Source organism: Oceanicola sp. 502str15 (genome assembly GCF_024105635.1).
Lineage (GTDB): Bacteria > Pseudomonadota > Alphaproteobacteria > Rhodobacterales > Rhodobacteraceae > Vannielia.
In genome coordinates this window covers 2,254,891-2,277,996 of record NZ_WYDQ01000001.1, presented here as the reverse complement: position 1 = coordinate 2,277,996, position 23,106 = coordinate 2,254,891, and the positions used below count along the sequence as shown (strand labels likewise).

At 65.0% G+C, this 23,106-nt stretch carries 27 protein-coding genes; 16 read left to right on the top strand and 11 right to left on the bottom strand.

Annotation, left to right across the window (positions count from 1 at the left end; genetic code table 11):
- Window positions 1–24 precede the first annotated feature (24 nt).
- The 3 genes from sucD to sucC form a co-directional block, all read right to left on the bottom strand.
- Window positions 25–906, bottom strand: coding sequence for a succinate--CoA ligase subunit alpha (gene sucD, locus GTH22_RS11060; RefSeq protein WP_252945254.1), 882 nt, complete (start codon window positions 904–906; stop codon window positions 25–27).
- 80 nt (window positions 907–986) lie between these two features.
- Complete coding sequence (locus tag GTH22_RS11055) at window positions 987–1,493, bottom strand: hypothetical protein (protein ID WP_252945253.1); 507 nt, start codon at window positions 1,491–1,493, stop codon at window positions 987–989.
- 5 nt (window positions 1,494–1,498) lie between these two features.
- Complete coding sequence (gene sucC, locus GTH22_RS11050; RefSeq protein WP_252945252.1) at window positions 1,499–2,692, bottom strand: ADP-forming succinate--CoA ligase subunit beta; 1,194 nt, start codon at window positions 2,690–2,692, stop codon at window positions 1,499–1,501.
- Between the two features lie 231 nt (window positions 2,693–2,923).
- Between sucC and GTH22_RS11045 the strand changes: the two genes are divergently transcribed.
- The gene (locus tag GTH22_RS11045) at window positions 2,924–4,006 is read left to right on the top strand and encodes a glycosyltransferase family 2 protein (RefSeq protein WP_252945251.1); all 1,083 of its coding nucleotides are present in this window, start codon (window positions 2,924–2,926) and stop codon (window positions 4,004–4,006) included.
- Window positions 4,007–4,089: 83 nt separating this feature from the next.
- On the opposite strand, the gene mdh is transcribed toward GTH22_RS11045, so the two are convergent.
- Window positions 4,090–5,052: a malate dehydrogenase gene (mdh, locus tag GTH22_RS11040; protein WP_252945250.1), complete on the bottom strand. Its 963-nt coding sequence runs from the start codon at window positions 5,050–5,052 to the stop codon at window positions 4,090–4,092.
- 143 nt (window positions 5,053–5,195) lie between these two features.
- On the opposite strand from mdh, the gene GTH22_RS11035 reads away from it, so the two are divergent.
- Complete coding sequence (locus tag GTH22_RS11035; RefSeq protein ID WP_252945249.1) at window positions 5,196–5,948, top strand: sulfite exporter TauE/SafE family protein; 753 nt, start codon at window positions 5,196–5,198, stop codon at window positions 5,946–5,948.
- A 21-nt stretch (window positions 5,949–5,969) separates the two neighbouring features.
- Here GTH22_RS11035 and GTH22_RS11030 read toward each other — a convergent pair whose 3' ends face one another.
- Complete coding sequence (locus GTH22_RS11030) at window positions 5,970–6,278, bottom strand: hypothetical protein (protein WP_252945248.1); 309 nt, start codon at window positions 6,276–6,278, stop codon at window positions 5,970–5,972.
- 331 nt (window positions 6,279–6,609) lie between these two features.
- On the opposite strand from GTH22_RS11030, the gene GTH22_RS11025 reads away from it, so the two are divergent.
- The 13 genes from GTH22_RS11025 (at window position 6,610) to GTH22_RS10965 (ending at window position 15,958) form a co-directional block, all read left to right on the top strand.
- A complete protein-coding gene (locus tag GTH22_RS11025; RefSeq protein ID WP_252945247.1) occupies window positions 6,610–7,476 on the top strand; it encodes a CoA ester lyase in 867 nt (288 codons plus the stop codon).
- A 42-nt stretch (window positions 7,477–7,518) separates the two neighbouring features.
- Complete coding sequence (locus GTH22_RS11020) at window positions 7,519–8,079, top strand: NnrU family protein (RefSeq protein ID WP_252945246.1); 561 nt, start codon at window positions 7,519–7,521, stop codon at window positions 8,077–8,079.
- 4 nt (window positions 8,080–8,083) lie between these two features.
- Window positions 8,084–8,287 (top strand): DUF1737 domain-containing protein, encoded by a 204-nt coding sequence (locus GTH22_RS11015; RefSeq protein WP_252945244.1) that lies wholly within the window; start codon window positions 8,084–8,086, stop codon window positions 8,285–8,287.
- Window positions 8,287–9,321: a MaoC family dehydratase gene (locus GTH22_RS11010; protein ID WP_252945243.1), complete on the top strand. Its 1,035-nt coding sequence runs from the start codon at window positions 8,287–8,289 to the stop codon at window positions 9,319–9,321. The genes GTH22_RS11015 and GTH22_RS11010 overlap by 1 nt, the downstream gene beginning before the upstream one ends.
- 340 nt (window positions 9,322–9,661) lie before the next feature.
- A complete protein-coding gene (sdhC, locus tag GTH22_RS11005; RefSeq protein WP_252945242.1) occupies window positions 9,662–10,048 on the top strand; it encodes a succinate dehydrogenase, cytochrome b556 subunit in 387 nt (128 codons plus the stop codon).
- Between the two features lie 12 nt (window positions 10,049–10,060).
- Window positions 10,061–10,432, top strand: a complete 372-nt coding sequence (sdhD, locus tag GTH22_RS11000) for a succinate dehydrogenase, hydrophobic membrane anchor protein (RefSeq protein ID WP_252945241.1) — start codon at window positions 10,061–10,063, stop codon at window positions 10,430–10,432.
- Between the two features lie 144 nt (window positions 10,433–10,576).
- On the top strand, window positions 10,577–12,382 hold the full coding sequence (gene sdhA / locus GTH22_RS10995; RefSeq protein ID WP_252945240.1) for a succinate dehydrogenase flavoprotein subunit: 1,806 nt from the start codon (window positions 10,577–10,579) through the stop codon (window positions 12,380–12,382).
- A 7-nt stretch (window positions 12,383–12,389) separates the two neighbouring features.
- Entirely contained in the window at window positions 12,390–13,043 is a 654-nt protein-coding gene (locus tag GTH22_RS10990) for a methyltransferase domain-containing protein (RefSeq protein WP_252945238.1), read from the top strand.
- On the top strand, window positions 13,040–13,795 hold the full coding sequence (locus GTH22_RS10985; RefSeq protein WP_252945237.1) for a hypothetical protein: 756 nt from the start codon (window positions 13,040–13,042) through the stop codon (window positions 13,793–13,795). Before GTH22_RS10990 ends, GTH22_RS10985 begins: the two co-directional genes overlap by 4 nt.
- On the top strand, window positions 13,795–14,616 hold the full coding sequence (locus GTH22_RS10980; protein WP_252945236.1) for a sulfotransferase domain-containing protein: 822 nt from the start codon (window positions 13,795–13,797) through the stop codon (window positions 14,614–14,616). Before GTH22_RS10985 ends, GTH22_RS10980 begins: the two co-directional genes overlap by 1 nt.
- A 3-nt stretch (window positions 14,617–14,619) precedes the next feature.
- Window positions 14,620–14,844, top strand: a complete 225-nt coding sequence (locus tag GTH22_RS10975; RefSeq protein ID WP_252945235.1) for a hypothetical protein — start codon at window positions 14,620–14,622, stop codon at window positions 14,842–14,844.
- Entirely contained in the window at window positions 14,841–15,167 is a 327-nt protein-coding gene (locus GTH22_RS10970) for a succinate dehydrogenase (RefSeq protein WP_252945234.1), read from the top strand. Before GTH22_RS10975 ends, GTH22_RS10970 begins: the two co-directional genes overlap by 4 nt.
- Window positions 15,168–15,178: 11 nt before the next feature.
- Window positions 15,179–15,958, top strand: a complete 780-nt coding sequence (locus GTH22_RS10965) for a succinate dehydrogenase iron-sulfur subunit (protein ID WP_252945233.1) — start codon at window positions 15,179–15,181, stop codon at window positions 15,956–15,958.
- Window positions 15,959–16,062: 104 nt separating this feature from the next.
- On the opposite strand, the gene GTH22_RS10960 is transcribed toward GTH22_RS10965, so the two are convergent.
- Window positions 16,063–17,055, bottom strand: a complete 993-nt coding sequence (locus GTH22_RS10960) for an imm11 family protein (protein ID WP_252945232.1) — start codon at window positions 17,053–17,055, stop codon at window positions 16,063–16,065.
- A gap of 76 nt (window positions 17,056–17,131) precedes the next feature.
- A complete protein-coding gene (locus GTH22_RS10955; RefSeq protein WP_252945231.1) occupies window positions 17,132–17,440 on the bottom strand; it encodes a hypothetical protein in 309 nt (102 codons plus the stop codon).
- A gap of 424 nt (window positions 17,441–17,864) precedes the next feature.
- Here GTH22_RS10955 and GTH22_RS10950 point away from each other — a divergent pair, with 424 nt between their 5' ends.
- A complete protein-coding gene (locus GTH22_RS10950) occupies window positions 17,865–18,731 on the top strand; it encodes a DUF1989 domain-containing protein (protein WP_252945230.1) in 867 nt (288 codons plus the stop codon).
- Window positions 18,732–18,795: 64 nt separating this feature from the next.
- Here the strand turns inward: GTH22_RS10950 and GTH22_RS10945 are convergent, their stop codons facing one another.
- The 4 genes from GTH22_RS10945 to GTH22_RS10930 form a co-directional block, all read right to left on the bottom strand.
- Window positions 18,796–19,779 (bottom strand): aldo/keto reductase, encoded by a 984-nt coding sequence (locus GTH22_RS10945; protein WP_252945229.1) that lies wholly within the window; start codon window positions 19,777–19,779, stop codon window positions 18,796–18,798.
- 11 nt (window positions 19,780–19,790) lie between these two features.
- Entirely contained in the window at window positions 19,791–20,498 is a 708-nt protein-coding gene (deoD, locus tag GTH22_RS10940) for a purine-nucleoside phosphorylase (RefSeq protein WP_252945228.1), read from the bottom strand.
- A gap of 62 nt (window positions 20,499–20,560) precedes the next feature.
- Window positions 20,561–20,896 carry an H-NS family nucleoid-associated regulatory protein gene (locus tag GTH22_RS10935; protein WP_252945227.1) on the bottom strand — a complete coding sequence of 112 codons (336 nt, stop codon included), beginning with the start codon at window positions 20,894–20,896 and terminating at the stop codon, window positions 20,561–20,563.
- Window positions 20,897–21,082: 186 nt separating this feature from the next.
- Entirely contained in the window at window positions 21,083–23,050 is a 1,968-nt protein-coding gene (locus GTH22_RS10930; RefSeq protein WP_252945225.1) for a protein meaA, read from the bottom strand.
- Window positions 23,051–23,106 lie beyond the last annotated feature (56 nt).

Genomic DNA, 23,106 nt, shown 5'->3' with positions numbered 1-23,106 from the left:
AATTTTGGCGTATGTTGCGCGGCCCTAGCCAATGGCCTTCAGCACGGCTTCGCCCAGCGTCGCGGGGCTGTCGGCCACGATGATGCCGGCGGAGCGCATGGCTTCGATCTTGCTTTCGGCGTCGCCCTTGCCGCCGGCCACGATGGCACCGGCATGGCCCATGCGGCGGCCCGGAGGGGCGGTGCGCCCGGCAATGAAGCCGGCAACCGGCTTCCAGCGGCCTTTTTTCTTCTGCTCGGCGAGGAACTCGGCGGCTTCTTCTTCGGCAGAACCGCCGATTTCACCGATCATGATGATCGAGTGGGTCTCATCATCGTCGAGGAACATGTCGAGCACGTCGATATGCTCGGTGCCCTTGATCGGGTCGCCCCCGATGCCGACGGCGGAAGACTGGCCGAGGCCCGCATCAGAGGTCTGCTTGACGGCCTCGTAGGTGAGCGTGCCCGAGCGCGAAACCACGCCGACCGAGCCGCGCTTGTGGATGTGGCCGGGCATGATGCCGATCTTGCAGGCGTCGGGCGTGATGACGCCGGGGCAGTTCGGGCCGATCAGGCGCGACTTGGAGCCTTCGAGCGCACGCTTCACGCTCATCATGTCGAGCACCGGAATGCCCTCGGTGATGCAGACGATCAGCTCCATCTCGGCGTCGATCGCCTCGAGGATCGAGTCGGCGGCGAAGGGCGGGGGCACGTAGATGACGGTCGCGTTGGCTTCGGTCACGTGCTTGGCTTCATGCACCGAGTTGAAGACCGGCAGGTCGAGGTGCGTTTGTCCGCCCTTGCCGGGGGTCACGCCGCCGACCATCTTGGTGCCATAGGCGATGGCCTGCTCGGAGTGGAAGGTGCCCTGCGAGCCGGTGAGGCCCTGACAGATGACCTTGGTGTTTTCGTCGACGAGTACGGCCATTGTGGCGTCCCTCTCTTTTGATGGCCACACGGGGGGCCGATTGCTTGCTGGGGCCGAAAGCTTCGGCCCGCGGTTATGTCCTACTGCGCGAAAGTGAATCGCACGTCGTTGTCGCTGTCGCTTGAGCAGACCGGGTCTTGCCCGCCCGAGGTGATGCCCACGGCCACGCCGTTGCCGATGGCCCAGCCGGTGCAGCCTTCCATCTCGATCGCCATGGTCTCGTAACCGGTGGTCTCGAGGTAGGCCGACAGGCTGACCGTGCCGAGTGCGGTGGATTGGGCCGAATGGGCGACCGAGCAGATCGCGCCATCCATGTAGAGGGTCACATGCACCGGCCCCTCATCGGACCAGATATCGACCGAGCCCATCTCCGGATCGGCGCTGACGTTCCAGCCGCGCACCTCGAAGATCCCGGCGGTCTCCTCGGCATTTCCGTTGCCGAGGAGGCAGGCGGAGAACGCCCCCATCTGGGCCTCAGGCGCCGTTGGCGCGTTGAGGTTGGCCAGCAGGGCCTTCACGATGGTCGCATTCTGCGCAGCGGCAGGCAGCGGAAGCACCGCGAGGGCAAGGGCGGGAAGCAGGCGCATCAGGATCAGCCCTTCACCGCCTTCACGATCTTCTCGGCACCGTCGGAAAGGTCGTCGGCGGCGATCACGTCAACATCGGAGTTGTTGATGATCTCCTTGCCCTTCTCCACGTTGGTGCCCTCGAGGCGCACAACCAGCGGCACCTGCAGGCCGACCTCTTTCACCGCGGCAATCACGCCCTCCGCGATCACGTCGCAGCGCATGATCCCGCCGAAGATGTTTACCAGGATGCCCTTCACGTTCGGGTCGGAGGTGATGATCTTGAACGCCTCGGTCACCTTCTCCTTGGTCGCGCCGCCGCCCACATCCAGGAAGTTGGCGGGCTCGGCGCCGTAGAGCTTGATGATGTCCATCGTCGCCATGGCCAGGCCCGCGCCGTTGACCATGCAGCCGATCTCGCCGTCGAGGGCGATGTAGTTGAGGTCGTACTTGGAAGCGGCAAGCTCCTTGGGGTCTTCCTCGGTCTCGTCGCGCAGCTCCGACACGTCGGACTGGCGATACATCGCGTTGCCGTCGAAGCCGAGCTTGGCGTCGAGCACCTTCAGCTCGCCGTTGGGCATCAGGATCAGCGGGTTGATCTCGAGCATCTCCATGTCCTTCTCCATGAAGGCCTTGTAGAGGATGCCCATCAGCTTCACGCACTGCTTCACGGCGGCGCCCTCGAGCCCGAGGGCGAAGGCAACGCGGCGGCCGTGGAACGGCTGGTAGCCGGTCGCCGGGTCGACGGTGAAGCTCAGGATCTTCTCGGGCGTGGAGGCGGCGACCTCTTCAATGTCCATGCCGCCCTCGGTGGAGCAGACAAAGGACACGCGGGAGCTGGCGCGATCGACCAGCAGCGCGAGGTAGAATTCGGAGGTGATGTCGGAGCCGTCTTCGATGTAGATGCGGTTCACCACCTTGCCGGCCGGGCCGGTCTGGTGGGTGACGAGGGTCTTGCCCAGCATCTTCTTGGCTTCTTCGGCGGCCTCTTCGACCGACTTGGCAAGGCGCACACCGCCCTTTTCGCCAGCGGACTCTTCCTTGAAGGAGCCTTTGCCACGCCCGCCGGCATGGATCTGCGCCTTGACCACCCAGAGCGGGCCATCGAGTGCGCCGGCGGCTGTCTTGGCCTCATCGGCCTTCAGCACGGCCCGCCCGTCGGAGACGGGTGCACCGTAGGAGCGAAGCAGAGCCTTCGCCTGATACTCATGGATGTTCATGAAGCTGTTCCTCAAGCTGCGGTTCGACCCCGTCATTGGCACAGCCCGCGGCGGAGGCAAACAAAAATCGCCTGCAAATGCGGGGGTTGGCCGGGATTAGTGCCATTTGTGATCACAGCCAAGAAGTGTGTGATCACAAGTTAACGGGGTGCTAACGCTATCATGAGAATCACCCGCTTCCATGCACCGGCGGGCTGGCCATGAGTGGCGCGGAACGCTATGGATGGCGCCATGAACGAGACGTCCGAACCCCGCGCGCAGGCTTCAGGGCCGACGCCTTCGAAAGAGCCAACCTGGGCCGTTGTGGCAACCGTGCGCGAGCCCGCCGAACTGGTGCTGGCCTTCGTCGCCCACCACCTCGATCTGGGTGCCTTCAAGGTGATCATCTACCTCGATGATCCCGAAGATCCGCTTCGCCCGATTTTGCGCGCCAAGGCAGGGGTCAACGTGATCTGCTGCGATGACGCCTATTGGGACAAGGTGAACAAGGGCCGCGGGCGCCCGCCCAACCAGAACGTCCGACAGGCGATCAACGCCACGACGGCCTACAAGAAAGCGCGCGCCGACTACCTGCTGCACCTCGATGCCGACGAGTTCCTGCACATGGCCCGCCCCTTCGCGGAAGAGGTCGCGCGGCTGGAGGAGGAGGACGTCTGGCTGCGCATCCCGGCGGTCGAGCGCTGCTGGCTGGCGGGCGACCGCTCCGAACACATCTTTTCCGGCGTCTTCCGCCACCCGATCAAGCAGGCCCCCCGCATCACCCGCCGGATCTACGGCGACGAGGTTGCGCCTTACCTCGCCAACGGGCTTGCGGGCGCGTCCCATGGCAAGCCGCTGGTGCGCACCGGCCACAAGGTTCAGGTGCAGGTGCATGCCGCCAAGCTGCCCGGCAAGAACAACGGCTGGGCGCCCCACAAGAAGGCGACGGGGCTGCACGTGCTCCACTTCGACGGGCTGACCCCGCTGCACTGGGCCGCCAAGACGCTGCGCTACGCCGAGCAGGGCGACGAGGCGATCGGCAGGCTGCTCCACGAGGAGCGGGCCCGTCAGGTGCGCCATGTGCGCGACAACATCTCCTCCATGCCCGAGCTGCTGCGCTTCTTCCGCACCATCACCGGCCTCACCCCGGATCAGGCGCGGGCTCTCACCGAGCACGGACGCTTGAGCGCCATGAAGATCGACCCGGAGGCGGCCATGCGCCGCGCCTTCCCCGATGTGGAGGCGGATTTCTCCTTCCGGGCCTTCGACCTGAAGCTCGGCGGCGAAAACGCCAAGCGGCTGATGAAGAAGATCGCAGAGAGCAAGGCCGCCTGAGCGCCGCTCTCCGCTCCCGTCCGCGCAACAAAAAAGGGCCCCGCGTCACGCAGGGCCCTTTGCATTCGAACTGATGTGGCGGATCAGGCCAGCGAGTTGTCGATCCCCTTGCAGGCCTCGACCAGACCCTTCACGGCCTCGACCGACTTGTCGAACATCGCCTGCTCTTCCTTGTTGAGCTTGATGTCGACGACCTTCTCGATGCCGCCGGCGCCGATCACGGTGGGCACGCCCACGTACATGTCCTTCACGCCGATCTCGCCGTCGCAATAGGCGGCGCAGGGCAGAACGCGCTTCTGGTCCTTGAGGTAGCTCTCGGCCATCTCGATCGCCGCGGTGGCAGGGGCGTAGTAGGCAGAGCCGGTCTTCAGCAGGCCGACGATCTCGGCGCCGCCGTCACGGGTGCGCTGGATGATCGCGTCGAGCTTTTCCTGTGTGGACCAGCCCATCTCCACGAGGTCGGGCAGCGGGATGCCGGCGACGGTGGAGTAGCGGGCGGAGGGCACCATGGTGTCGCCGTGGCCGCCGAGCACGAAGGCGGTGACGTCCTTCATCGACACGCCGAACTCGAGGCTGAGGAAGTGGCGGAAGCGGGCCGAGTCGAGCACGCCGGCCATGCCGCAGACCTTGTTGGCCGGCAGGCCCGAGAACTTCTGCAGCGCCCAGACCATCGCGTCGAGCGGGTTGGTGATGCAGATGACGAAGGCATCGGGGGCATGGGCGGCAATGCCCTCACCGACCGACTTCATGACCTTGAGGTTGATGCCCAGCAGGTCGTCGCGGCTCATGCCCGGCTTGCGCGGCACACCGGCGGTGACGATGCACACGTCGGCACCGGCAATGGCGGCGTAGTCGGTGGTGCCCGAAAGCGCCGCGTCGAAGCCCTCGGAGGGGCCGGATTCTGCGATGTCGAGCGCCTTGCCCTGCGGCACGCCGTCAGCGATGTCGAAGAGGATAACATCCCCCAGTTCTTTCATGGCGGCGAGATGGGCGAGCGTTCCGCCGATCTGCCCCGAACCGATGAGCGCAATCTTGGGTCTGGCCATTTTAGGTGTCCCTTGAGTGGTGAAATTTCGCGCCACGCCTAGCCAATGGGGGAAAGGCGTGCAAGGCTGCATTGCAGCACGAATGCCGCAACTGCACAAGCGGCGGCGGAGGAAAGGGCAGCGGATGCAAGGAGTTGGCGGCCATGTGGCCTGACCCTTGGGTGATGGCTGTGGCGGTGCCGGCGGTCATATTTGCGGGTGTGTCCAAGGGGGGTTTCGGCTCTGGAGCGGCCTTCGCGGCAGCCCCGATTCTCGCCCTGGCGATAGATCCGCGCATGGCCGTGGGGCTGATGCTGCCGCTGCTGATGCTGATCGACGTCTTCACGCTCAAGAGCTTCTGGAAGCAGTGGCACACCCCTTCGGCCCTCGCCCTCGCGCTGGGTTCGCTGCCGGGCATCGCGCTGGCGATCTGGCTGTTTCAGGTGGCCGACGTCGACACCTTCCGCCTGCTCATCGGCGGCATCGCAATCCTCTTCGTGGTCTATCAGCTCGCCCGCACCTGGGGCGTGCTGAAAATTCCCGACCGGCCCTTCGATCCGGTCACCGGCGGGCTCGCGGGCACGGTCGCCGGGTTCACCAGCTTCATCAGCCACGCGGGCGGGCCGCCGGTGGCGGTGTTCCTGCTGGCGCAGGGCATGGGCAAGACCACCTATCAGGCAACATCGGTCATCGTGTTCTGGGCGATCAACCTGCTCAAGTTCGTCCCCTATGCCGCGCTCGGCATTTTCACCCGCGAAACGGCGGTGCTCGACCTCTGGCTCGCACCGGCCGCGCTGCTCGGGGCATGGCTCGGGGTGAAGGCGCATCATATCGTGCCCGAAAAGCCCTTCTTCGCGCTCACCTACGTGCTCCTTCTGCTGACAGGCACCAAGCTGATCTGGGATGCGCTGACCTGAGGCAAGCGCATCCGCTTTCGCTCAGGCGTCCTTTTCACCCGCCGGGATCAGCGCCTCTTCGATCAGCTCGAAGGCCTTGCCCGAGGCGACGAGGCAGGTCATGCCGTTGGGCATCGTCACCGTCACCGTCCAGGTGCCGCTCTCGAGGTTGGCGAAGGTCTCGACAACCTGGTTGTTGGCCCCGAGCCCGATCGCCTGGCGGCTCTCGCCGTAGCCATCGGCCAGGCGCGATACCACCTTGTCGCGGTTGGCGCAGTTGCGGTTCTGGGCCTCGGCCCCGGTTGCAGCAAGGCAGGCAAGCCCTGCGGCGATGAAGAGAAGTTCTTTCATGGTCCAAACCCTTTTTGACAGCGTGGCCCCATGTCGGGCGTGCCCGGCTTTGCCGGTGGCATGGGAGGCGCATTCGGCGCCGGTCATTCCAGGTCGGACTGATTATTGCCGCGTTGCTTGGCAGCCCTGCCAATAACGGCCCTCCAGTCGCCCGACTCGAGGATGATGCTGGGCGCGATAGGTGAGCATCCCGTTAACGCTGTGCGACGATGCCCAAGGATCCGGCAGCGGCGACCGAAAATTGCGCTTTCACGGGTATTTTCAGAAATGATCTTGCGCGGCGGCGCGGCATTTGGTCTTTCTGCACCTGCAATCTGCCCGGAGAGAATCAATGCCCGCCACACGCCCCTATCGCTCGCTGCTCTATATTCCCGGCTCCAAGCCCCGCGCGCTGGAGAAGGCGGCGACCCTGGCCTGCGATGCGATCATCTTCGACCTCGAAGATGCGGTGACGGCTGAGGCTAAGGACGAGGCCCGCGCCCTGCTGGCCGAAACGCTCCCCACGGCCGATTACGGCCCGCGTGCCCGGATCGTGCGGGTCAACGGGGCCGATACCCAGTGGGGCGCGGCGGACCTTGAGGCCATGTGCAAGCTCGCCCCCGATGCGATCCTGCTGCCCAAGGTCGGCCACGCCGACGAGATCGCTGAGGTCAAGGCCAGGCTCGATGCGGCAGGCAGCACCTCCACCAAGGTCTGGGCGATGATGGAAACGCCCCAGGGCATCTTCAACGCCGAGAGCATTTGCGCCGCCCCGGGCATGGGCGGCATCGTGATGGGCACCAACGATCTGGCCAAGGAGCTGAACTGCCGCAACCGCGCCGACCGGCTGCCGATGATGTTCGCCCTCCAGCAATGCCTCATGGCCGCCCGCGCCGCCGGCATCGTGGCGATCGACGGGGTGTATAATGCCTTCAAGGACGACGAGGGCCTGAAGGCCGAATGCGAGCAGGGCCGCGACCTTGGCTTTGATGGCAAGACCCTGATCCACCCCGCCCAGCTCGAGATCACCAACGCCGCCTTCGCCCCCTCCGAAAGCGAGATCGACCTCGCCCGCCGCCAGATCGCCGCCTATCAGGAGGTCGAGGCGAGCGGGCAGGGGGTGGCGGTGGTCGATGGGCGGATCGTGGAGAACCTGCACATCGAAACCGCCCGCGCGACGCTGGCGAGGGCCGAGGCCATTGCGGCCATGGCCGGATGAGGGCAGGTTGAACTCAACGGTTCACTTGCTGAGGATACCCAGATGGCACTCCCGCTCACCCTCCTGATCGCCGGCCTTGCGCTTTGGTGGCTTGCCCACCTGTTCAAACGCCTCGCGCCTGAGCGTCGCGCCGCCATGGGCAATGGCGGCAAGGGGGTGGTGGCGCTGGCGCTGCTGGCTTCGGTCATCCTGATGATCTTCGGCATCCGCATGGCCGATGCCTCGCCCGACATCTGGTATCCACCGCATTGGCTGCGTCACGTCAACAATCTGCTGGTGCTCATCGCGCTCTATTTCACCTCGCCCGGGCCGACCAAGGGCGCGATCTTCTACAAGATGCGCCACCCCATGCTGTTTGGCTTCGCGCTCTGGGCCTTTGCCCATCTGCTGGTCAATGGCGACCTCGCCACCATGATCCTCTTCGGCGCGCTCCTGCTCTGGGCCTTCGTCGAGATGGCGGTCATCAACCGCGCCGAGCCGGAATGGTCTCCGCCGCCCAAAGGCTCCATCGCCAAAGATGCGATGTTCCTCGCCATCTCGGTCCTTCTCCTCGGCCTCATCGGCTGGATCCACGGCCTCCTCGGCTACCCGGTATTTGGATAACCCTATGAAACTCTACCGCTTTCTCACCGAAGACGACACATCGGCCTTCTGCCACAAGGTCACCGCCGCGCTGAACAAGGGCTGGGCGCTGCATGGCGACCCGCAATATTCTTTCGACGCCTCCAATGGCGTCATGCGCTGCGGGCAGGCCGTGGTGAAGGAGGTCGAAGGGACCTACACGCCCGACACCAAGCTGGGGGCGCACTGATGAGCAAAACCAACGCGGGCCGGTTCTTTGAAGACTACAAGCTGGGCGAGGTGATCCGCCATGCGGTGCCGCGCACCGTGGCCGAGGGCGAGCGGGCGCTTTACCACGCGCTCTACCCGGCCCGCCACGCCCTGAATTCCTCCGATGTCTTCGCCGCCGAATGCGGGCTGGAAGGCTCGCCGCTGGATGATCTCATCACCTTCCACGTGGTCTTCGGCAAGACCGTGCCCGACATCTCGCTCAATGCCGTGGCCAACCTCGGTTACGCCGAAGGGCGCTGGCTGAAGCCGGTTTACCCCGGCGACACGCTTTCCTCCGAAAGCAAGGTGATCGGCCTCAAGCAGAACTCCAACGGCAGCTCGGGCGTGGTCTGGGTGCGCACCACCGGGCGCGACCAGACCGGCGAGCCGGTGCTGGACTACGTGCGCTGGGTGATGGTGCGGAAGGGCAACCTCGACGCCGCCGCCCCTGAAACCGTTATCCCCGACCTTGCAAAGGTGGTGGCCCCTGAAGACCTGATCACCCCCGAGGGTCTCACCTTTGCCGATTACGACTTTACCGCCGCCGGTGAGCCCCACCGCTGGGGCGATTATGCCAAGGGCGAGGTGATCGACCATGTCGACGGCGTCACCATCGAAGAGGCCGAGCACATGCTGGCGACGCGCCTCTGGCAGAACACCGCAAAGGTGCATTTCGATGCCACCAACCGCGAGGACGGCAAGCGGCTGATCTACGGCGGGCACGTGATTTCGATGGCCCGCGCGCTGTCTTTCAACGGGCTGGCCAATGCCCAGATGATGGTGGCAATCAATGGCGGCGCCCATGCCAACCCCTGCTTCGCGGGTGATACGGTGCGGGCATGGTCCGAAGTGCTCGACACCGCCGAGATCTCGGACGACATCGGCGCCCTGCGCCTGCGCCTCGTCGCGGTGAAGGGGGCCGAGAGCCTGGCTGGCGACCTCAAGGGCGATGACGGCAAATACCTGCCCCACGTGCTGCTCGATCTCGACTACTGGGCGCTGCTTCCGCGCTGAGATCGTGCCGCTTGCCGGCCCTCGGGCACCCGGCGGTGCGGCAGGTATCCGGCAGGACTCGCGGGGTGTGCCGCGTGCGGGGGAGGGGCGTTTCGGTTCGTGACCACAGGACGCGAATATTGTGATCACAAGCTTGAAAGCTGTGATCACAACCCCCGAAAAATCGCCTGTTAGCGCCTCAACTGCGACGCATTATCATCGGTTTAGCTCGTGACTCCCCCGTAGAAAAATGCCAATTGAAAGGCGCAGCACGCCCGCACGGCCCGCCCGCGCGGCACGCCACCCAATGCGCCGCGCCCCGGCACCAGCGCCCCGGCCCGCGCCCAACAGGAGAGCGTTCATGGCAGATATGAACCGGGATCGCCCGCTTTCGCCCTTCATGATCGGCCCGTACTACCGGCCTCAGATGACCTCGATGTCCTCCATCCTGGTCCGCATCACCGGCATCGCCTCCTTCGGCACCGCCTTCCTCGTGGTCTGCTGGCTCCTCGCCGCGGCCTTCTCGGAAGGGGCCTTCGAAAGCCTCAACTGGCTGATGACCAGCTTTCTCGGCGACATCGTGATGTTCCTCGCAAGCTGGGCGATCTGGTATCACATGCTCGGCCGCCTTCGGCACGTGATCTGGGACTTCGGCTACTGCCTCGACGTCCCGATCTCCGAAAAGCTCGGCTGGGGCATGTTCATCGGCGCCACCGTGCTGGCGCTCTTCACGGCCATCGTGGTGTAAGGGAGAGAGACGATGAAATTCATCACCGACCGCAAACGCGCCACCGGCCTCGGCTCCGGCTCCGAGGGCACCGCGCACCACTGGAAGATGATGGCCAGCTCGCTGAGCCTCGTCATCCTCGTGCCGCTCTTCGTCTTCCTCTTCGGCTCGGCGCTGGGCCGCAGCTTCGACGAGGTGCAGAGCTACTTCGCCAACCCCTTCATCACCCTCGCGCTGGGCATCGGCCTGACCATGGGGCTTCTCCACATCAAGATGGAGATCGACGAGGCGGTGGAAGACTACGTGCACGGCCTCGCGGGCAAACTGCTGCTGATGGCCGTCGCCGCCGGAACCTGGGTGCTGATCGCCGCCGGCCTGCTGGCGCTGATCAAGCTGGCGCTCTGAGCGCCGCCGCCCGTGCCCACGCGGCATCATCTCACACGGAAGGCGCGGCCTTCCCCCACGATTAACTGACGCGAGAGCGCCCAAGCCCCAGACGCAACGAACGCCAGTCGCGAGGGACGCCAGACGCAAGGGACGAACGAGACCATGGCAGCTTACGAATACGAAACCCATACATATGACGTGGTGGTTGTGGGCGCAGGCGGCTCCGGCCTCCGGGCGACGCTGGGCATGGCCGAGCAGGGTCTGAAGACCGCCTGCGTCACCAAGGTCTTCCCGACCCGCTCGCACACCGTCGCGGCCCAGGGCGGCATCGCCGCGTCGCTCTCCAACATGGGCCCCGACCACTGGCAGTGGCACATGTATGACACCGTGAAGGGCTCCGACTGGCTCGGCGACACCGACGCGATGGAATACCTCGCCCGCGAGGCGCCCAAGGCGGTGTATGAGCTGGAGCATTACGGCGTGCCCTTCTCGCGCACCGAAGAGGGCAAGATCTACCAGCGCCCCTTCGGCGGCCACACCACCGAGTTCGGCGAGGGCCCGCCCGTGCAGCGCACCTGCGCCGCCGCCGACCGCACCGGCCACGCCATCCTGCACACGCTCTATGGCCAGAGCCTGAAGCACAACGCCGAGTTCTACATCGAGTATTTCGCCATCGACCTGATCATGGGCGAAGACGGCGCCTGCCAGGGCGTTGTCTGCTGGAAGCTCGATGACGGCACGATCCATGTGTTCCGCGCCAAGATGGTGGTGCTGGCCACCGGCGGCTATGGCCGCGCCTACTTCTCCGCCACCTCCGCCCACACCTGCACCGGCGACGGCGGCGGCATGGCGGCCCGCGCGGGCCTGCCACTGCAAGACATGGAGTTCGTCCAGTTCCACCCCACCGGCATCTACGGCTCCGGCTGCCTGATCACCGAAGGCGCGCGGGGTGAGGGTGGCTATCTGACCAACTCCGAGGGCGAGCGCTTCATGGAGCGCTATGCGCCAACCTACAAGGATCTCGCCTCGCGCGACGTGGTGAGCCGCTGCATGACGATGGAAATCCGCGAGGGCAGGGGCGTCGGCAAGGACAAGGATCACATCTTCCTCCACCTCAACCACCTGCCCCCCGAAACCCTGCACGAGCGCCTGCCCGGCATCTCCGAGAGTGCGCGCATCTTCGCCGGCGTCGATCTCACCAAGGAGCCGATCCCGGTGCTCCCCACCGTGCATTACAACATGGGCGGCATCCCCACGAACTACTGGGGCGAGGTGCTGAACCCCACCGCTGACAACCCCGACGCCATCGCGCCCGGCCTCATGGCCGTGGGCGAAGCGGGCTGCGCAAGCGTCCACGGCGCCAACCGCCTCGGCTCCAACAGCCTCATCGACCTCGTGGTCTTCGGCCGCGCCGCCGCGATCAGGGCCGCCGAGGTGGTGGACCCGAAATCTGCCAACCCGGAGCTGAACAAGGCCTCCGTCGACGCCGCGCTCGACCGCTTCGACACCCTGCGCAACGCCTCCGGCTCCATCGCCACGGCGGAGCTGCGCGACGAGATGCAGCGCACCATGCAGGCCGACGCGGCAGTGTTCCGCACCGACAAGACCCTCGCCGAGGGCGTCGAGAAGATGAAGTCCGTCGCCGCCAAGATGGATGACATCAAGGTCACCGACCGCTCGCTCATCTGGAACTCCGATCTGATGGAAACCCTCGAGCTGACCAACCTCATGCCCAACGCGCTCGCCACCATCGTCGGCGCCGAGGCCCGCAAGGAAAGTCGCGGCGCCCACGCCCACGAAGACTATCCCGACCGCGACGACACCGAATGGCGCAAACACTCGCTGGCCACGGTCGAAGGCAACCAGGTGACCCTCAGCTACCGCCCGGTCCACCTCGACCCGCTCTCCAAGGAAGAAGACGGCGGCATCGACCTGAAGAAGATCGCCCCCAAGAAGCGGGTGTATTGAGGCTGACGTGTCACTCCTCACCCGCCTCCTCGGGCGCAAACGCCCCTTCACCTCGTCTGGTGAATATTGGGCCGAGCGTTATGCTCGCGGCCGAACGTCCGGCCCGGGCAGCTACGGTCGGTTGGCGGACTACAAGGCTGAAGTCATAAACGCGCTTGTGGCCGAGCAACGCATCGAGTCGGTGGTCGAGTTCGGGTGCGGAGACGGTAATCAGGCTTCACTCTTCAAGTTCGACAACTACACTGGCGTCGATGTTGTGGAGCAGGTGGTGCGTGCCAACAGCGAACGCTTCGCAGACCGCCCGAGTTGGCAATTCATCACTACAGAACAAGACGCGCAGCGCGCTGATATCTTCGACATGTCGATGTCGCTCGACGTTATCTATCATCTCGTCGAGGATAATGTCTTTGACGCCTACATGTTGCGTCTAACTCGCGCCGCTGATCGCTACGTTCTGATCTACGCCACCGACGAAGATCGGCCACGCCCGGAAGACCACGTGCGCGACCGGAAGTATTCCGACTGGATGGCCCGGAATGCTCCCGGCTTCGTCGAAGAGCGAATGTGGGCCAATCCCCACGCTGCCGATGTTGACGACCTCAATCCGAAAGATACGACTCGCGCATTCTTCCGCCTCTACCGTCGCGAGGGGCGCGCATGATCACCGCCAACCTAGCCACATACCCACCACGCGAGAGCAATCTCGCGCAGGTGGTCGCCGCAATCCTGCCGCAGGTCGACCAGTTGAACATCGTGCTCAACCAGTATGACGAGCCACTCCCCGCCTTTGCCGGTGAAGAAAAGATCGCCCAGATCATCCCCGGTGAAGATCAGAAGGACGTGGGCAAGTTCTATCCCGATGTCTCGGGCGCTGATTGGGTCTTCATGATCGACGATGACATGATCTACCCTGCGGATTTCGTGTCAAAGTCCATCGCCGCGATGGAGGCGCTCGGGCCGAGAAAGTTCCTCGGCGGCTACCATGGCTCGCTCTACTATGAGCCGCAGTTCAGCCTCGCACCCAAGGCGCTGGTCAAATATCTGCGCTACAAGCCGGTGAACATCGCCGATTACCGCAAGCCCTTCCGCTTTTACGAAACGCTGGAACAGCCCACCGTGGTCGATCAGATCGCCACCAACGCCGCCCTTATGCGCGGCGAGGACTTTCCACCCCATGATTTCATGGCCGGCTCCCAGAAGTTCGTCGATGTGCGGTTGGCGCGCTGGTGCTTCGAGAAGGGCATCATGCCCGTCTGCCTTCCCCGCTTTGCAGGATGGCTCGGCGAGGTGCGGTTCGAGGAAACCATATTTCGCGGCTTCACCCGCCAGAACCCGCCCCACGTGGCCGAAGAGATCTGGAGCTACGCGTTCAAGGTGCCCGGCCGCGGCGCGCCCGTGGAGGCGTCAAGCTGATGCCCCGCCTGATGTGCTTTGCCACTCACCACAAATCCGGCACGGTCTGGATGCGGCGGACCATTCAGGCGATGGCCCGGGCCTACGGGCTGGATTGGCATGGCATCTGGCGTGACGAGGCGATGTGGAAGGTGCCCGCCCGGAGCCGCTGCTTTCTGGTCAACTGGGCCGGATATTTTCCCTCCGACCTCTGGAAGCGCGATGACGTGGCCATCGTCCATGTCATTCGCGACCCCCGCGACATCATGCTGTCGGGCTGCGTCTATCATCACTTCGCCGGCAAGCAGGGCGAGAAATGGCTGCATGTGCCGCGCACCGACCTCGGCGGCAGGAGCTACCAGCAGCACCTCAACGCGCTGGAGAGTGACGAGGCCAAGCTGCTCTTCGAGATGGAGGGCAAGCACCGCGAGACGGTCGAGGAAATGCGCGCCTGGCCCTGGGGCGACGACCGTGCCTTCGAGCTGAAGTACGAAGACCTCATGGCCGATACCGATTGCAGCCTCTTCGGCGCGGCCCTCGCCCACCTCGGGCTGGAGGGCGAGGAGCTGGAGGCCGGCAAGAAGATGTTCTGGGAGCAGTCGCTCTTTGGCGGCATGGCCAAGATGGACGACCGCCCGCGCCACCTCATGGGCCACGTCGCCAGCGAAGGCGCGCTCAAACGTTGGGAAACCGAGTTGCCGCCCGCGGTGGCCGAGGTTTACGCTGAACGCCATGGTGCCGACCTCGTGGCGCTGGGATACGAGCCGGATGCAACCGGCTGGCTCTCCCGGCTGCGCGAGCCCGAGCACCGGGCAGAGGCAACATCTAGGGGGAGTGGCTGAACCATGGGCCGAATTTCTGCGATCGTTTTGACGGGCGCCACGCTGGCGCTGCTTTCGGGCTGCGGCGAGCGCGGCGGCCTAAGCGGGGGCATCCCCTTTCCGGAGAGCTACGCGCTGATGCCGGGCGACCGCGAGCGCTGGGCCGCCATGAATGATGCGCAGCGCCGCCGCGCGCTGGCCTTCATCTCGACCGGCGCCACGATCCAGAGCTCGATGGTGCCCGAATGAACCGCCCCGTGATCCTGCGCTTCGCCCCCCTCCTGCTGCTGCTCGCCGCCTGCGACGCCAACCCGGCCGACATTGTCGCGCGCCAGGCGGCCAAGAGCGTGGTGCGCCCCATCGTGCAGGAAAAGCTGCCCGGCGTGCCGCCCGACCTCGTGACCGAATGCCTGATCGACAACATGTCGGCGGGTGAAATCTCGACACTTGCGCAGGAGGCCGCCACCGGCATCTCCCCGCGCTCGACCCAGATCGTCGTGGCCGTGGCACAACGCCCGGACGCCATCGAATGCATCACGCGGGAAGGTCTCCCGCTGATTTTGAACGGATAGGAGCCAGACCCATGGTCCAACTCACCCTGCCCAAGAACTCGCGCATCACCACCGGCAAGACCTGGCCGAAGCCGGAAGGGGCGACCAATGTGCGCAAGTTCCAGATCTACCGCTACGACCCCGACAGCGGCAAGAATCCGGCCGTCGATACCTACTTCATCGACATGGACCAATGCGGCCCGATGGTTCTGGACGCGCTGATCAAGATCAAGAACGAGATCGACCCCACGCTCACCTTCCGCCGCTCCTGCCGCGAAGGCATCTGCGGCTCCTGCGCGATGAACATCGACGGCATCAACACGCTGGCCTGCATCTACGGCATGGACGAGATCAAGGGCGACGTGAAGATCTACCCGCTGCCCCACATGCCGGTGGTCAAGGATCTCATCCCCGACCTCACGCTGTTCTACGCACAGCACGCCTCGATCATGCCATGGCTCGAGACCAAGACCCAGCGCCCCGAGAAGGAGTGGAAGCAGTCGATCGAAGACCGCAAGAAGCTCGATGGCCTCTATGAATGCGTGATGTGCGCCTCCTGCTCCACCGCCTGCCCGAGCTACTGGTGGAACTCCGACCGCTACCTTGGCCCGGCGGCCCTGCTGCACGCCTACCGCTGGATCATCGACTCCCGCGACGAGGCCACCGGCGAGCGGCTTGATGACCTCGAAGACCCCTTCAAGCTCTACCGCTGCCACACCATCATGAACTGCGCCAAGACCTGCCCCAAGGGCCTGAACCCGGCCAAGGCGATTGCGCATATCAAGAGCATGATGGTCGAGCGGGTCGTCTGACGGGCCTTCACCGAAGGGCCGCGAGGTCGTTCATCACTGGCGATGGTCTGGCTGTTGCCTCGCGCCAGTGGTCCGGCCCTATGGCGGGAGGCAGCGCAGGGGAGCTACTTGCGCTGGTTCTGTCGTGGGGTATAGAACACCAGCTTTTCGTCCGGCCCCTTTTCGCTGCGGGCGTAGTTCTCGCTGCGGCCGTTGGTGAAGGTCGCCTTGAGCATCCGCCAGAAACCGCCGAGGCTTTCGGTGGCCCCCTGCGCAATCTCCTCGTTGAGTGCCGCGTTGTGAGCCAGTGAGCCTTCGACCAGCTCCTTAAGTGGCGGGGCAGGCTCGGGCGGGGGCGGGGGCACGATCCGCATCGCTTCGTCATCGCCGTCGCAGACCCGGATCGCGGCAAGGGTGATCCAGGGGTCATCCCCCAGCCCGGCCTGCTCCACAAAGTCCTCCGTCATCAGCAGGCGCATCGGCAGACGCTCGGTCCAGGCAACACCGGCGCCGCCGAGGGCCCGCGCATCAGCAAAGGGCTCGACCCCGTGCCCATTGGTCATGCGCCCCTCCTTCAGCCCGTAGGGGCCCTGCCAGAAGCAAAAGGGCCTGCCGTTCACATCCACCTTGTCCTCGCGGATGTATCCGCTTGCAAACATCGCCAGCGGCTCGGCCGGGGCGAGGAACTGCGCCAGAAAATAGGGCGCCTCCCGGCTGCCATCCTCGCTGCGCATGGTCACGGGCAGAAAGTCGATCTCACCTTCTGCGCCCAGCCGCTCAATCGCCGCGCGGACCCGGGCGCTCACCAGCAGCCCGTCAGGCGTGGCCTGCCAGAGCGCGGGGAAGGGATTGACCCAGTCGCGCATGATGAAGTCGGGCATCACATGTTCGGGCGCGAGGCGGGGCACCGGTTGCGCAATCTGCTCGGGGCTGCGGGCTCGCATGTAGGCGGCTCTGGTGGCGCTGCGCCGCTTGCGCTCGGCCCGCCGGGCCTCGCCCTCGGGGCCCTTGAGCTGCGCAGGCATGTCGCCCGGCTCGCGCCCACCAGGCGGTTTGGCACAGGCATAGGTGTAGAGAACTCTGCCTGCGATCAGGGTGGCGGGTATTCGCTCTGTCATGGCCGCCCTTCGCGTCATGCTGTCTGCCTGCGGGCAGCAGAGCAGGTCAATGTGGCGGGCGCAGGGCGCCAGACGCCTAATGCGCCAGCGCCTCGGTCCGCGAAAACGGCTGCCGCCCCCGGAACTCGGCGGGCACCAGAGCGTCAATCGCATCGCCGCCCGCCTTCCAGCGCCAGCCGCGCCAGTCGTGGGTGAAGATGAAATCTTCGCGCTCGATCTCCGTCGCGGTCTTTTCCAGCTTGTCCAGCACGCCGGGATGCGACGGCGAGGCCACGGCGATGGTAAAGGCCACCTGGCAGTTGAACGCATCTTCCGTCAGCCGTTTGCAGGCGCCGCGGAAGTCGCTGTAGGTCACGCAGATCTCCACCTCGGGAAACTTTCGCAAGTTCGAGCGAAAGCCCGAGGGGCAATCATTTGTGGGATATTGCTTGTTGAGGGCGTTCAGGAACCCGGCCCTGAGATCGCCAGAACCCGGTTCTGGGCTTATGAGCCGGGCCGTTGCATAAGCAGGAACCACCTGCTCAGGGCCTTCGGGCACCGCCATGGGCGATGGACTCAAAAAAATTGCGGTGAGGACGGAACCAAGTGCGGGCAGAAGCATTGTACCTCCGTTGACTGCCATTCGGGTGTTGGGTCTTACGTGCTCGACCCCAGCCTAAACTGCGGCCTTCGCTCCTGTCATCCCCCCGTTACCTTTAAATTTCGTTAATGCCCGCCGATTGCGCTGCCTTGTGCCGCTCTGCCCTTTCGTCGGGCGCAACTGTTCGCTTAGACTGGGCACGAGCAGTCACATTTTCCCGAGCCCCATAATGACATCACCCGATCCCGTCGGTCCCGACGCGCCCGATCACGCAGAAGACGCCCGCAACGTGGCGCCCGTGATCTGCTACCCGACGCAGAGCCTGCCCCAGCCCGACCTCGCGCTCTACGGCCGTGCGCGCGCCGCCGCGCGCAAGACCGGCGAAGAGCGGGTGCCGCCCCGCGAGGCGCGCTGCATCCCGGTGCGGGCCGGCCAATTTTTGCGGATTTCCTGCCCCGAGGGGCCTCAGGTGGGGGATCTGAACCTCTGGAACCTCGCCGATCTCTCCGAGCGCTTCTACTCCGGCAAGACCCGCGCGCTTCACGGCACCCACCTCGGCACCGGCGACCGGATGTGGTCGGGCTTTCCCGGCCTGCGCCCGATGGCAACCGTCACCGCCGACAGCCTCGCCTGGTATGGCGTCGATGCCTTCGGTGGCCGCGTGCATGACGTGATCGGCACCCGCTGCGACCCCTACACCCACCATCTGCTCTCCGGGCAGGACTATCACCACTGCTGCCACTCAAACCTCACCCGCGCCCTTGCCGGGTGGACGGGGCAGGGGGCGGACGCGGTCGAGCCGATGGTGCATGACGTGCTCAATGTCTTCATGTGCACCGGCTTCACCGCCGACACCGGCCAGTATTTCATGAAGGCCACGCCGGCGCGGGCGGGCGACTACATCGAACTCTTCGCCGAGATCGACCTGCTCGCCGGGCTCTCGGCCTGCCCCGGCGGCGATTGCGGCGCCGAGCACAGCTCGGACGTGGCCGAGTGCCACCCGCTGCTCTGCGAGGTCTTCGCCCCGCCCCATGCCGCGCTGGAAGGCTGGGAGAGCCCGCCGGTGAACGGCTACGAGGGCAGCCACGGGCTCTGACGCGCAACGGCGCGTTTGGCCCCCGCCCGGCAACATGTCGGGCAGGGCAGGGGCGCAATCGGGCCTAGCAGTAGCGCTCCGGCCCCACTGCCTGCCCATCCGAGTAGCGGTCGCCATGGGCAAAGCCCACCGGCAGGATCTTTTCGATCTCGGCATAGTCCTGCGCCGTCAGCTCCAGCTCCGAGGCGCCGGCCCATTCTTCCAGATGCGCCCCGGTGCGGGTGCCCGGGATCGGGATCAGGTGGTCGCCACGGCCCAGAACCCAGGCCAGCGCCAGCTTCGAGGTCGCCACCCCGCGGCCCTTCGCATAGGCGCGGAAGCGGTTCAGCGCTTCCTGATTGTAGCCGTGATTTGGGTCCTGCCAGCGCGGGCTGACGCGGCGAAAATCATTGTCGCGCATCGCGGCCCGGTCGGGCGCGGTCTCCGACATTTCGCCCCGCGCCAGCGGGCTGAAGGGCACAAAGGCAATGCCCAGCTCGGCGCAGGTCTGGATCACGCCCAGCTCGGGCAGGCGGGTCCAGAGTGAGTATTCGTTCTGCACCGCCATGCAGGGATGCACCGCCTGCGCACGCCGAATGGTGCCGGGCGCCACTTCGCTCAGGCCGTAGCCGCCGATCAGCCCCTCTTCCTTCATCCGCACGAGGCTTTCCACCACCTCCTCGATCGGGCGCTCCTGCTCGCGGCGGTGAATGTAGAACAGCTCCACCCGGTCCACCCCCAACCGCGTCAGGCTGCCCTCCAGCTCGCTGCGCAGGTGGTCCTCGTCATTGCGGAAATGCCGCTTGGGCTTGGGCACGATAGAGGCCTTGGTGGCAATCACCGGACGCTTGCCGCTGGCCTTCAGCCAGACCCCGATCGCCTCCTCAGAGGTGTGCGGGCCATACATGTTGGCCGTATCCAGAAAGTCGATGCCGGCCGCCCATGCGGCATCGAGGCAGGCCACCGATGTTTCCTGATCGGTGGCCCCGAAGAAGCCACCAAAGGACATGCAGCCAAGGCCAATTGCCGAAACCTCCGGCCCGCCGGCGCCGAGTTTACGCTTTTTCATGGAGTAATCCTCTATTTGTTGAATGCGGCTTCCAGCGCGATTTCGACCATATCGCCAAAACTCTTTTCGCGTTCTGCGCTGGGAAGGGCCTCATGGGTCTTCAGGTGATCGCTGACGGTAAGCACGGCGAGGGCCCTGCAGCCGTATCGCGCGGCAAGGGTATAAAGCTCTGCCGCTTCCATTTCGACAGCCAGAATTCCATGCCGTTCCATTTGCTCGTTCAAATCGGGGCGCTCGTCGTAAAACACGTCCGAAGAATATATGCCGCCAACATGGGTTTTTACCGATTTGCCTTTTGCCGCCTCTGCCGCTGCGGAAAGCAGGGACCAATCCGCGCAGGGCGCAAAGTTCAACTCGCGGAAAATGCCGCGCGACGGGGTCGACAGCGTGCTCGCCGTCATCGCAAGCACAACGTCGCGCACCGCCACGCTCTCCTGCATCGCGCCGCACGAGCCGATGCGGATGAGCGTCTTGGCCCCGTAATCCCGGATCAGCTCGTTGACGTAGATCGACAGCGACGGCATCCCCATGCCGCTGCCCTGGATCGTCACGGGATGCCCCCGCCACGTGCCGGTAAAGCCCAGCATTCCGCGCACCTCGTTGATGCACCTTGGGTTTTCCAGAAAGCTTTCCGCGGCCCATCGGGCGCGATACGGGTCGCCGGGGAGAAGCACGGTTTCCGCGATCTCTCCCTTCTCGGCACCGATATGAACGGTCATGCGATGTCCCTCATCTGTTTTACGGGGCGGCTCTCATGGCCGCCGCCGCAACAGAAGATGGTTCAGATCGCGAAGTCCTCAAGCGATTTTCCGGCGCCGAGGCCCTCTTTGATCCAGGCGGGCTGACGGCCGCGGCCGGTCCAGGTCTGGGACGTGTCGGCCGGGTTGGCGTATTTCGGCGCGCCTTTCGGCCCGCTTGTCTTCTTGCCCGCCTTGCGCCCGCGTTTCGCGCCGCCGGTCAATTCCTCGAGCGAAAAGCCATGCGCCAGCGCTGCCTTTTCGGCCGCGGCCTTTGCGGCTTTCTTGTCGTCGTCGGCGAGTTTTACGAGGGCTTTTTCGATATCCGCCTTCAGCTTTTCAAGCTCTTTGCGGTTCATCCCCTTGAGGCTTACTGCCATTTGAACACCTTTTCTTGTTCCGTTCCCGAAGTGAGTGGTTGCGCAGTAACTTTAGTGAATGCCTAGGAAATACAGGCAGGCTGCGCATTCACATCATAAGCGCAACCCCGGCCCTTGAAAAGCCAGTGAATTCCGGCCCGAAATGCGGAGCGGAATTCATCCGGATTTTTCGGATTGGAAAAGGTTTCAGGCGGCGGCTTCGCGCGGTTCGGCCAGGGTGACGATATCCATCATGATCCGGTTCAGCTCGAAATCCTTGGGCGTATAGACCTGCGCAACCCCCATATCCTTAAGGGCCTTCGCATCCTCATCGGGAATGATTCCGCCCACGATCAGCGGAATATGCGACAGCCCCGCCTCGCGCATCCGCTCCAGCGTTTCGGCAATCAGCGGCAAATGGCTGCCTGAAAGAATTGACATGCCGACAACATGCGCTTCCTGCTCTACCGCCGCCGCCACGATCTCTGCCGGCGTCAGGCGGATGCCCTCATAGGCAATATCCATTCCGCAATCCCGCGCCCGGAAGGCGATCTGCTCCGCGCCGTTCGAATGCCCGTCGAGGCCCGGCTTGCCGACCAGAAACTTCAGACGCCGCCCGAGCCGGTCGGACACGAGGTCCACCGCCTCGCGGATCTCCTCCAGCCCCTCGGTGCGGTTCGACGGCGAGCGCGCCACCCCGGTCGGGCCGCGATACTCGCCAAAGACCGCCCGCATCGCACCGGCCCATTCGCCGGTGGTCGCGCCCGCCTTTGCCGCCGCAATAGAGGGCTCCATCACGTTCTCGCCCGTCCGCGCCGCCTCGCGCAGCGCCTCCAGCGCCTCCGCCACGGCCTCGTTGTCGCGCGCGGCCCGCCAGGCCTGAAGCCGCGCCACCTGCTCGGCCTCCACCGCCGGATCGACCGTCATGATCCCGCCGTCCTCGCCCATCAGCGGCGAGGGCTCGCCCTCGGCCCAGCGGTTCACGCCCACCACCACGGTTTCGCCGGTCTCGACCCGGCCCAGCCGTTCGGCATTGCTCTCCACCAGCCGACCTTTCATGTAGTCGATCGCCGCAATCGCGCCGCCCATGCCATCAAGCTGCGCCAGTTCGGCCCGCGCGCCCTCCTTCAGCACCTCCACCTTGCGGTCGACCGCCGGGTTGCCATCAAACAGGTCGTCGAACTCCAGCAGGTCGGTTTCATAGGCCATGATCTGCTGCATCCTGAGCGACCATTGCTGATCCCATGGGCGCGGCAGCCCCAGCGCCTCGTTCCACGCCGGAAGCTGCACCGCCCGTGCGCGGGCGTTCTTGGAGAGCGTCACCGCCAGCATCTCGATCAGAATCCGGTAAACATTGTTCTCCGGCTGCTGCTCGGTCAGCCCGAGAGAGTTCACCTGTACCCCATAGCGGAACCGCCGCATCTTCGGGTCTTCAACCCCGTAGCGCTCGCGGCAGATCTCGTCCCACAAATCCACAAAGGCCCGCATCTTGCACATCTCGGTCACAAACCGGATGCCCGCGTTCACGAAGAACGAGATCCGCCCCACCAGCACCGGAAAATCCTCTTCCGGCACCTGCCCCTTCAACGCGTCCAGCACCGCAATCGCCGTCGCCAGAGCAAAGGCCAGCTCCTGCTCCGGCGTCGCCCCGGCTTCCTGCAGGTGGTAGGAACACACGTTCATCGGGTTCCACTTGGGTACGTTCTTGTAGCAATAGGCCGCCACGTCAGTGATCAGCTTCAGCGAGGGCTTTGGCGGGCACACATAGGTGCCGCGCGAAAGGTACTCCTTGATGATGTCGTTCTGCACCGTGCCCTGAAGCGCGGCCACATCCGCCCCCTGTTCTTCGGCCACCGCGATGTAGAGCGCCAGCAGCCACGGCGCCGTCGCGTTGATCGTCATCGAGGTGTTCATCTGCTCCAGCGGAATATCGGCAAACAGCGCCCGCATGTCGCCAAGATGCGCCACCGGCACGCCGACCTTGCCCACCTCGCCGCGCGAGCGGGGGTCGTCGCTGTCGTAGCCGGTCTGCGTCGGCAGGTCGAAAGCCACCGAAAGGCCGGTCTGCCCCTTGGCGAGGTTGGCCCGGTAGAGCGCGTTCGAGGCCTTGGCCGTGGAGTGCCCGGCATAGGTCCGGAAGAGCCAGGGGCGATCTTTTTGCTGCGGTTGCGACATGACAGGGCTCCGATGAATCGGGTGAGCAAGATTATTCCGTTCGGGAGCTTATGGAC

Bases quoted from the DNA above. Each gene is read 5' to 3' on its own strand.
- GTH22_RS10970 (WP_252945234.1), top strand. From the start codon at position 14,841: ATGAACCGCCCCGTGATCCTGCGCTTCGCCCCCCTCCTGCTGCTGCTC.
- GTH22_RS11030 (WP_252945248.1), bottom strand. From the start codon at position 6,278: ATGAAAGAACTTCTCTTCATCGCCGCAGGGCTTGCCTGCCTTGCTGCA.
- GTH22_RS11015 (WP_252945244.1), top strand. From the start codon at position 8,084: ATGAAACTCTACCGCTTTCTCACCGAAGACGACACATCGGCCTTCTGC.
- GTH22_RS11045 (WP_252945251.1), top strand. From the start codon at position 2,924: ATGAACGAGACGTCCGAACCCCGCGCGCAGGCTTCAGGGCCGACGCCT.
- GTH22_RS11035 (WP_252945249.1), top strand. From the start codon at position 5,196: ATGTGGCCTGACCCTTGGGTGATGGCTGTGGCGGTGCCGGCGGTCATA.
- GTH22_RS10930 (WP_252945225.1), bottom strand. From the start codon at position 23,050: ATGTCGCAACCGCAGCAAAAAGATCGCCCCTGGCTCTTCCGGACCTAT.
- GTH22_RS10950 (WP_252945230.1), top strand. From the start codon at position 17,865: ATGACATCACCCGATCCCGTCGGTCCCGACGCGCCCGATCACGCAGAA.
- sdhA (WP_252945240.1), top strand. From the start codon at position 10,577: ATGGCAGCTTACGAATACGAAACCCATACATATGACGTGGTGGTTGTG.
- deoD (WP_252945228.1), bottom strand. From the start codon at position 20,498: ATGACCGTTCATATCGGTGCCGAGAAGGGAGAGATCGCGGAAACCGTG.
- sdhC (WP_252945242.1), top strand. From the start codon at position 9,662: ATGGCAGATATGAACCGGGATCGCCCGCTTTCGCCCTTCATGATCGGC.
- GTH22_RS11020 (WP_252945246.1), top strand. From the start codon at position 7,519: ATGGCACTCCCGCTCACCCTCCTGATCGCCGGCCTTGCGCTTTGGTGG.
- sucD (WP_252945254.1), bottom strand. From the start codon at position 906: ATGGCCGTACTCGTCGACGAAAACACCAAGGTCATCTGTCAGGGCCTC.
- GTH22_RS10975 (WP_252945235.1), top strand. From the start codon at position 14,620: ATGGGCCGAATTTCTGCGATCGTTTTGACGGGCGCCACGCTGGCGCTG.
- GTH22_RS11055 (WP_252945253.1), bottom strand. From the start codon at position 1,493: ATGCGCCTGCTTCCCGCCCTTGCCCTCGCGGTGCTTCCGCTGCCTGCC.
- GTH22_RS10945 (WP_252945229.1), bottom strand. From the start codon at position 19,779: ATGAAAAAGCGTAAACTCGGCGCCGGCGGGCCGGAGGTTTCGGCAATT.
- GTH22_RS10980 (WP_252945236.1), top strand. From the start codon at position 13,795: ATGCCCCGCCTGATGTGCTTTGCCACTCACCACAAATCCGGCACGGTC.
- GTH22_RS11025 (WP_252945247.1), top strand. From the start codon at position 6,610: ATGCCCGCCACACGCCCCTATCGCTCGCTGCTCTATATTCCCGGCTCC.
- sdhD (WP_252945241.1), top strand. From the start codon at position 10,061: ATGAAATTCATCACCGACCGCAAACGCGCCACCGGCCTCGGCTCCGGC.
- GTH22_RS10935 (WP_252945227.1), bottom strand. From the start codon at position 20,896: ATGGCAGTAAGCCTCAAGGGGATGAACCGCAAAGAGCTTGAAAAGCTG.
- sucC (WP_252945252.1), bottom strand. From the start codon at position 2,692: ATGAACATCCATGAGTATCAGGCGAAGGCTCTGCTTCGCTCCTACGGT.
- GTH22_RS10960 (WP_252945232.1), bottom strand. From the start codon at position 17,055: ATGACAGAGCGAATACCCGCCACCCTGATCGCAGGCAGAGTTCTCTAC.
- mdh (WP_252945250.1), bottom strand. From the start codon at position 5,052: ATGGCCAGACCCAAGATTGCGCTCATCGGTTCGGGGCAGATCGGCGGA.
- GTH22_RS10965 (WP_252945233.1), top strand. From the start codon at position 15,179: ATGGTCCAACTCACCCTGCCCAAGAACTCGCGCATCACCACCGGCAAG.
- GTH22_RS11010 (WP_252945243.1), top strand. From the start codon at position 8,287: ATGAGCAAAACCAACGCGGGCCGGTTCTTTGAAGACTACAAGCTGGGC.
- GTH22_RS10985 (WP_252945237.1), top strand. From the start codon at position 13,040: ATGATCACCGCCAACCTAGCCACATACCCACCACGCGAGAGCAATCTC.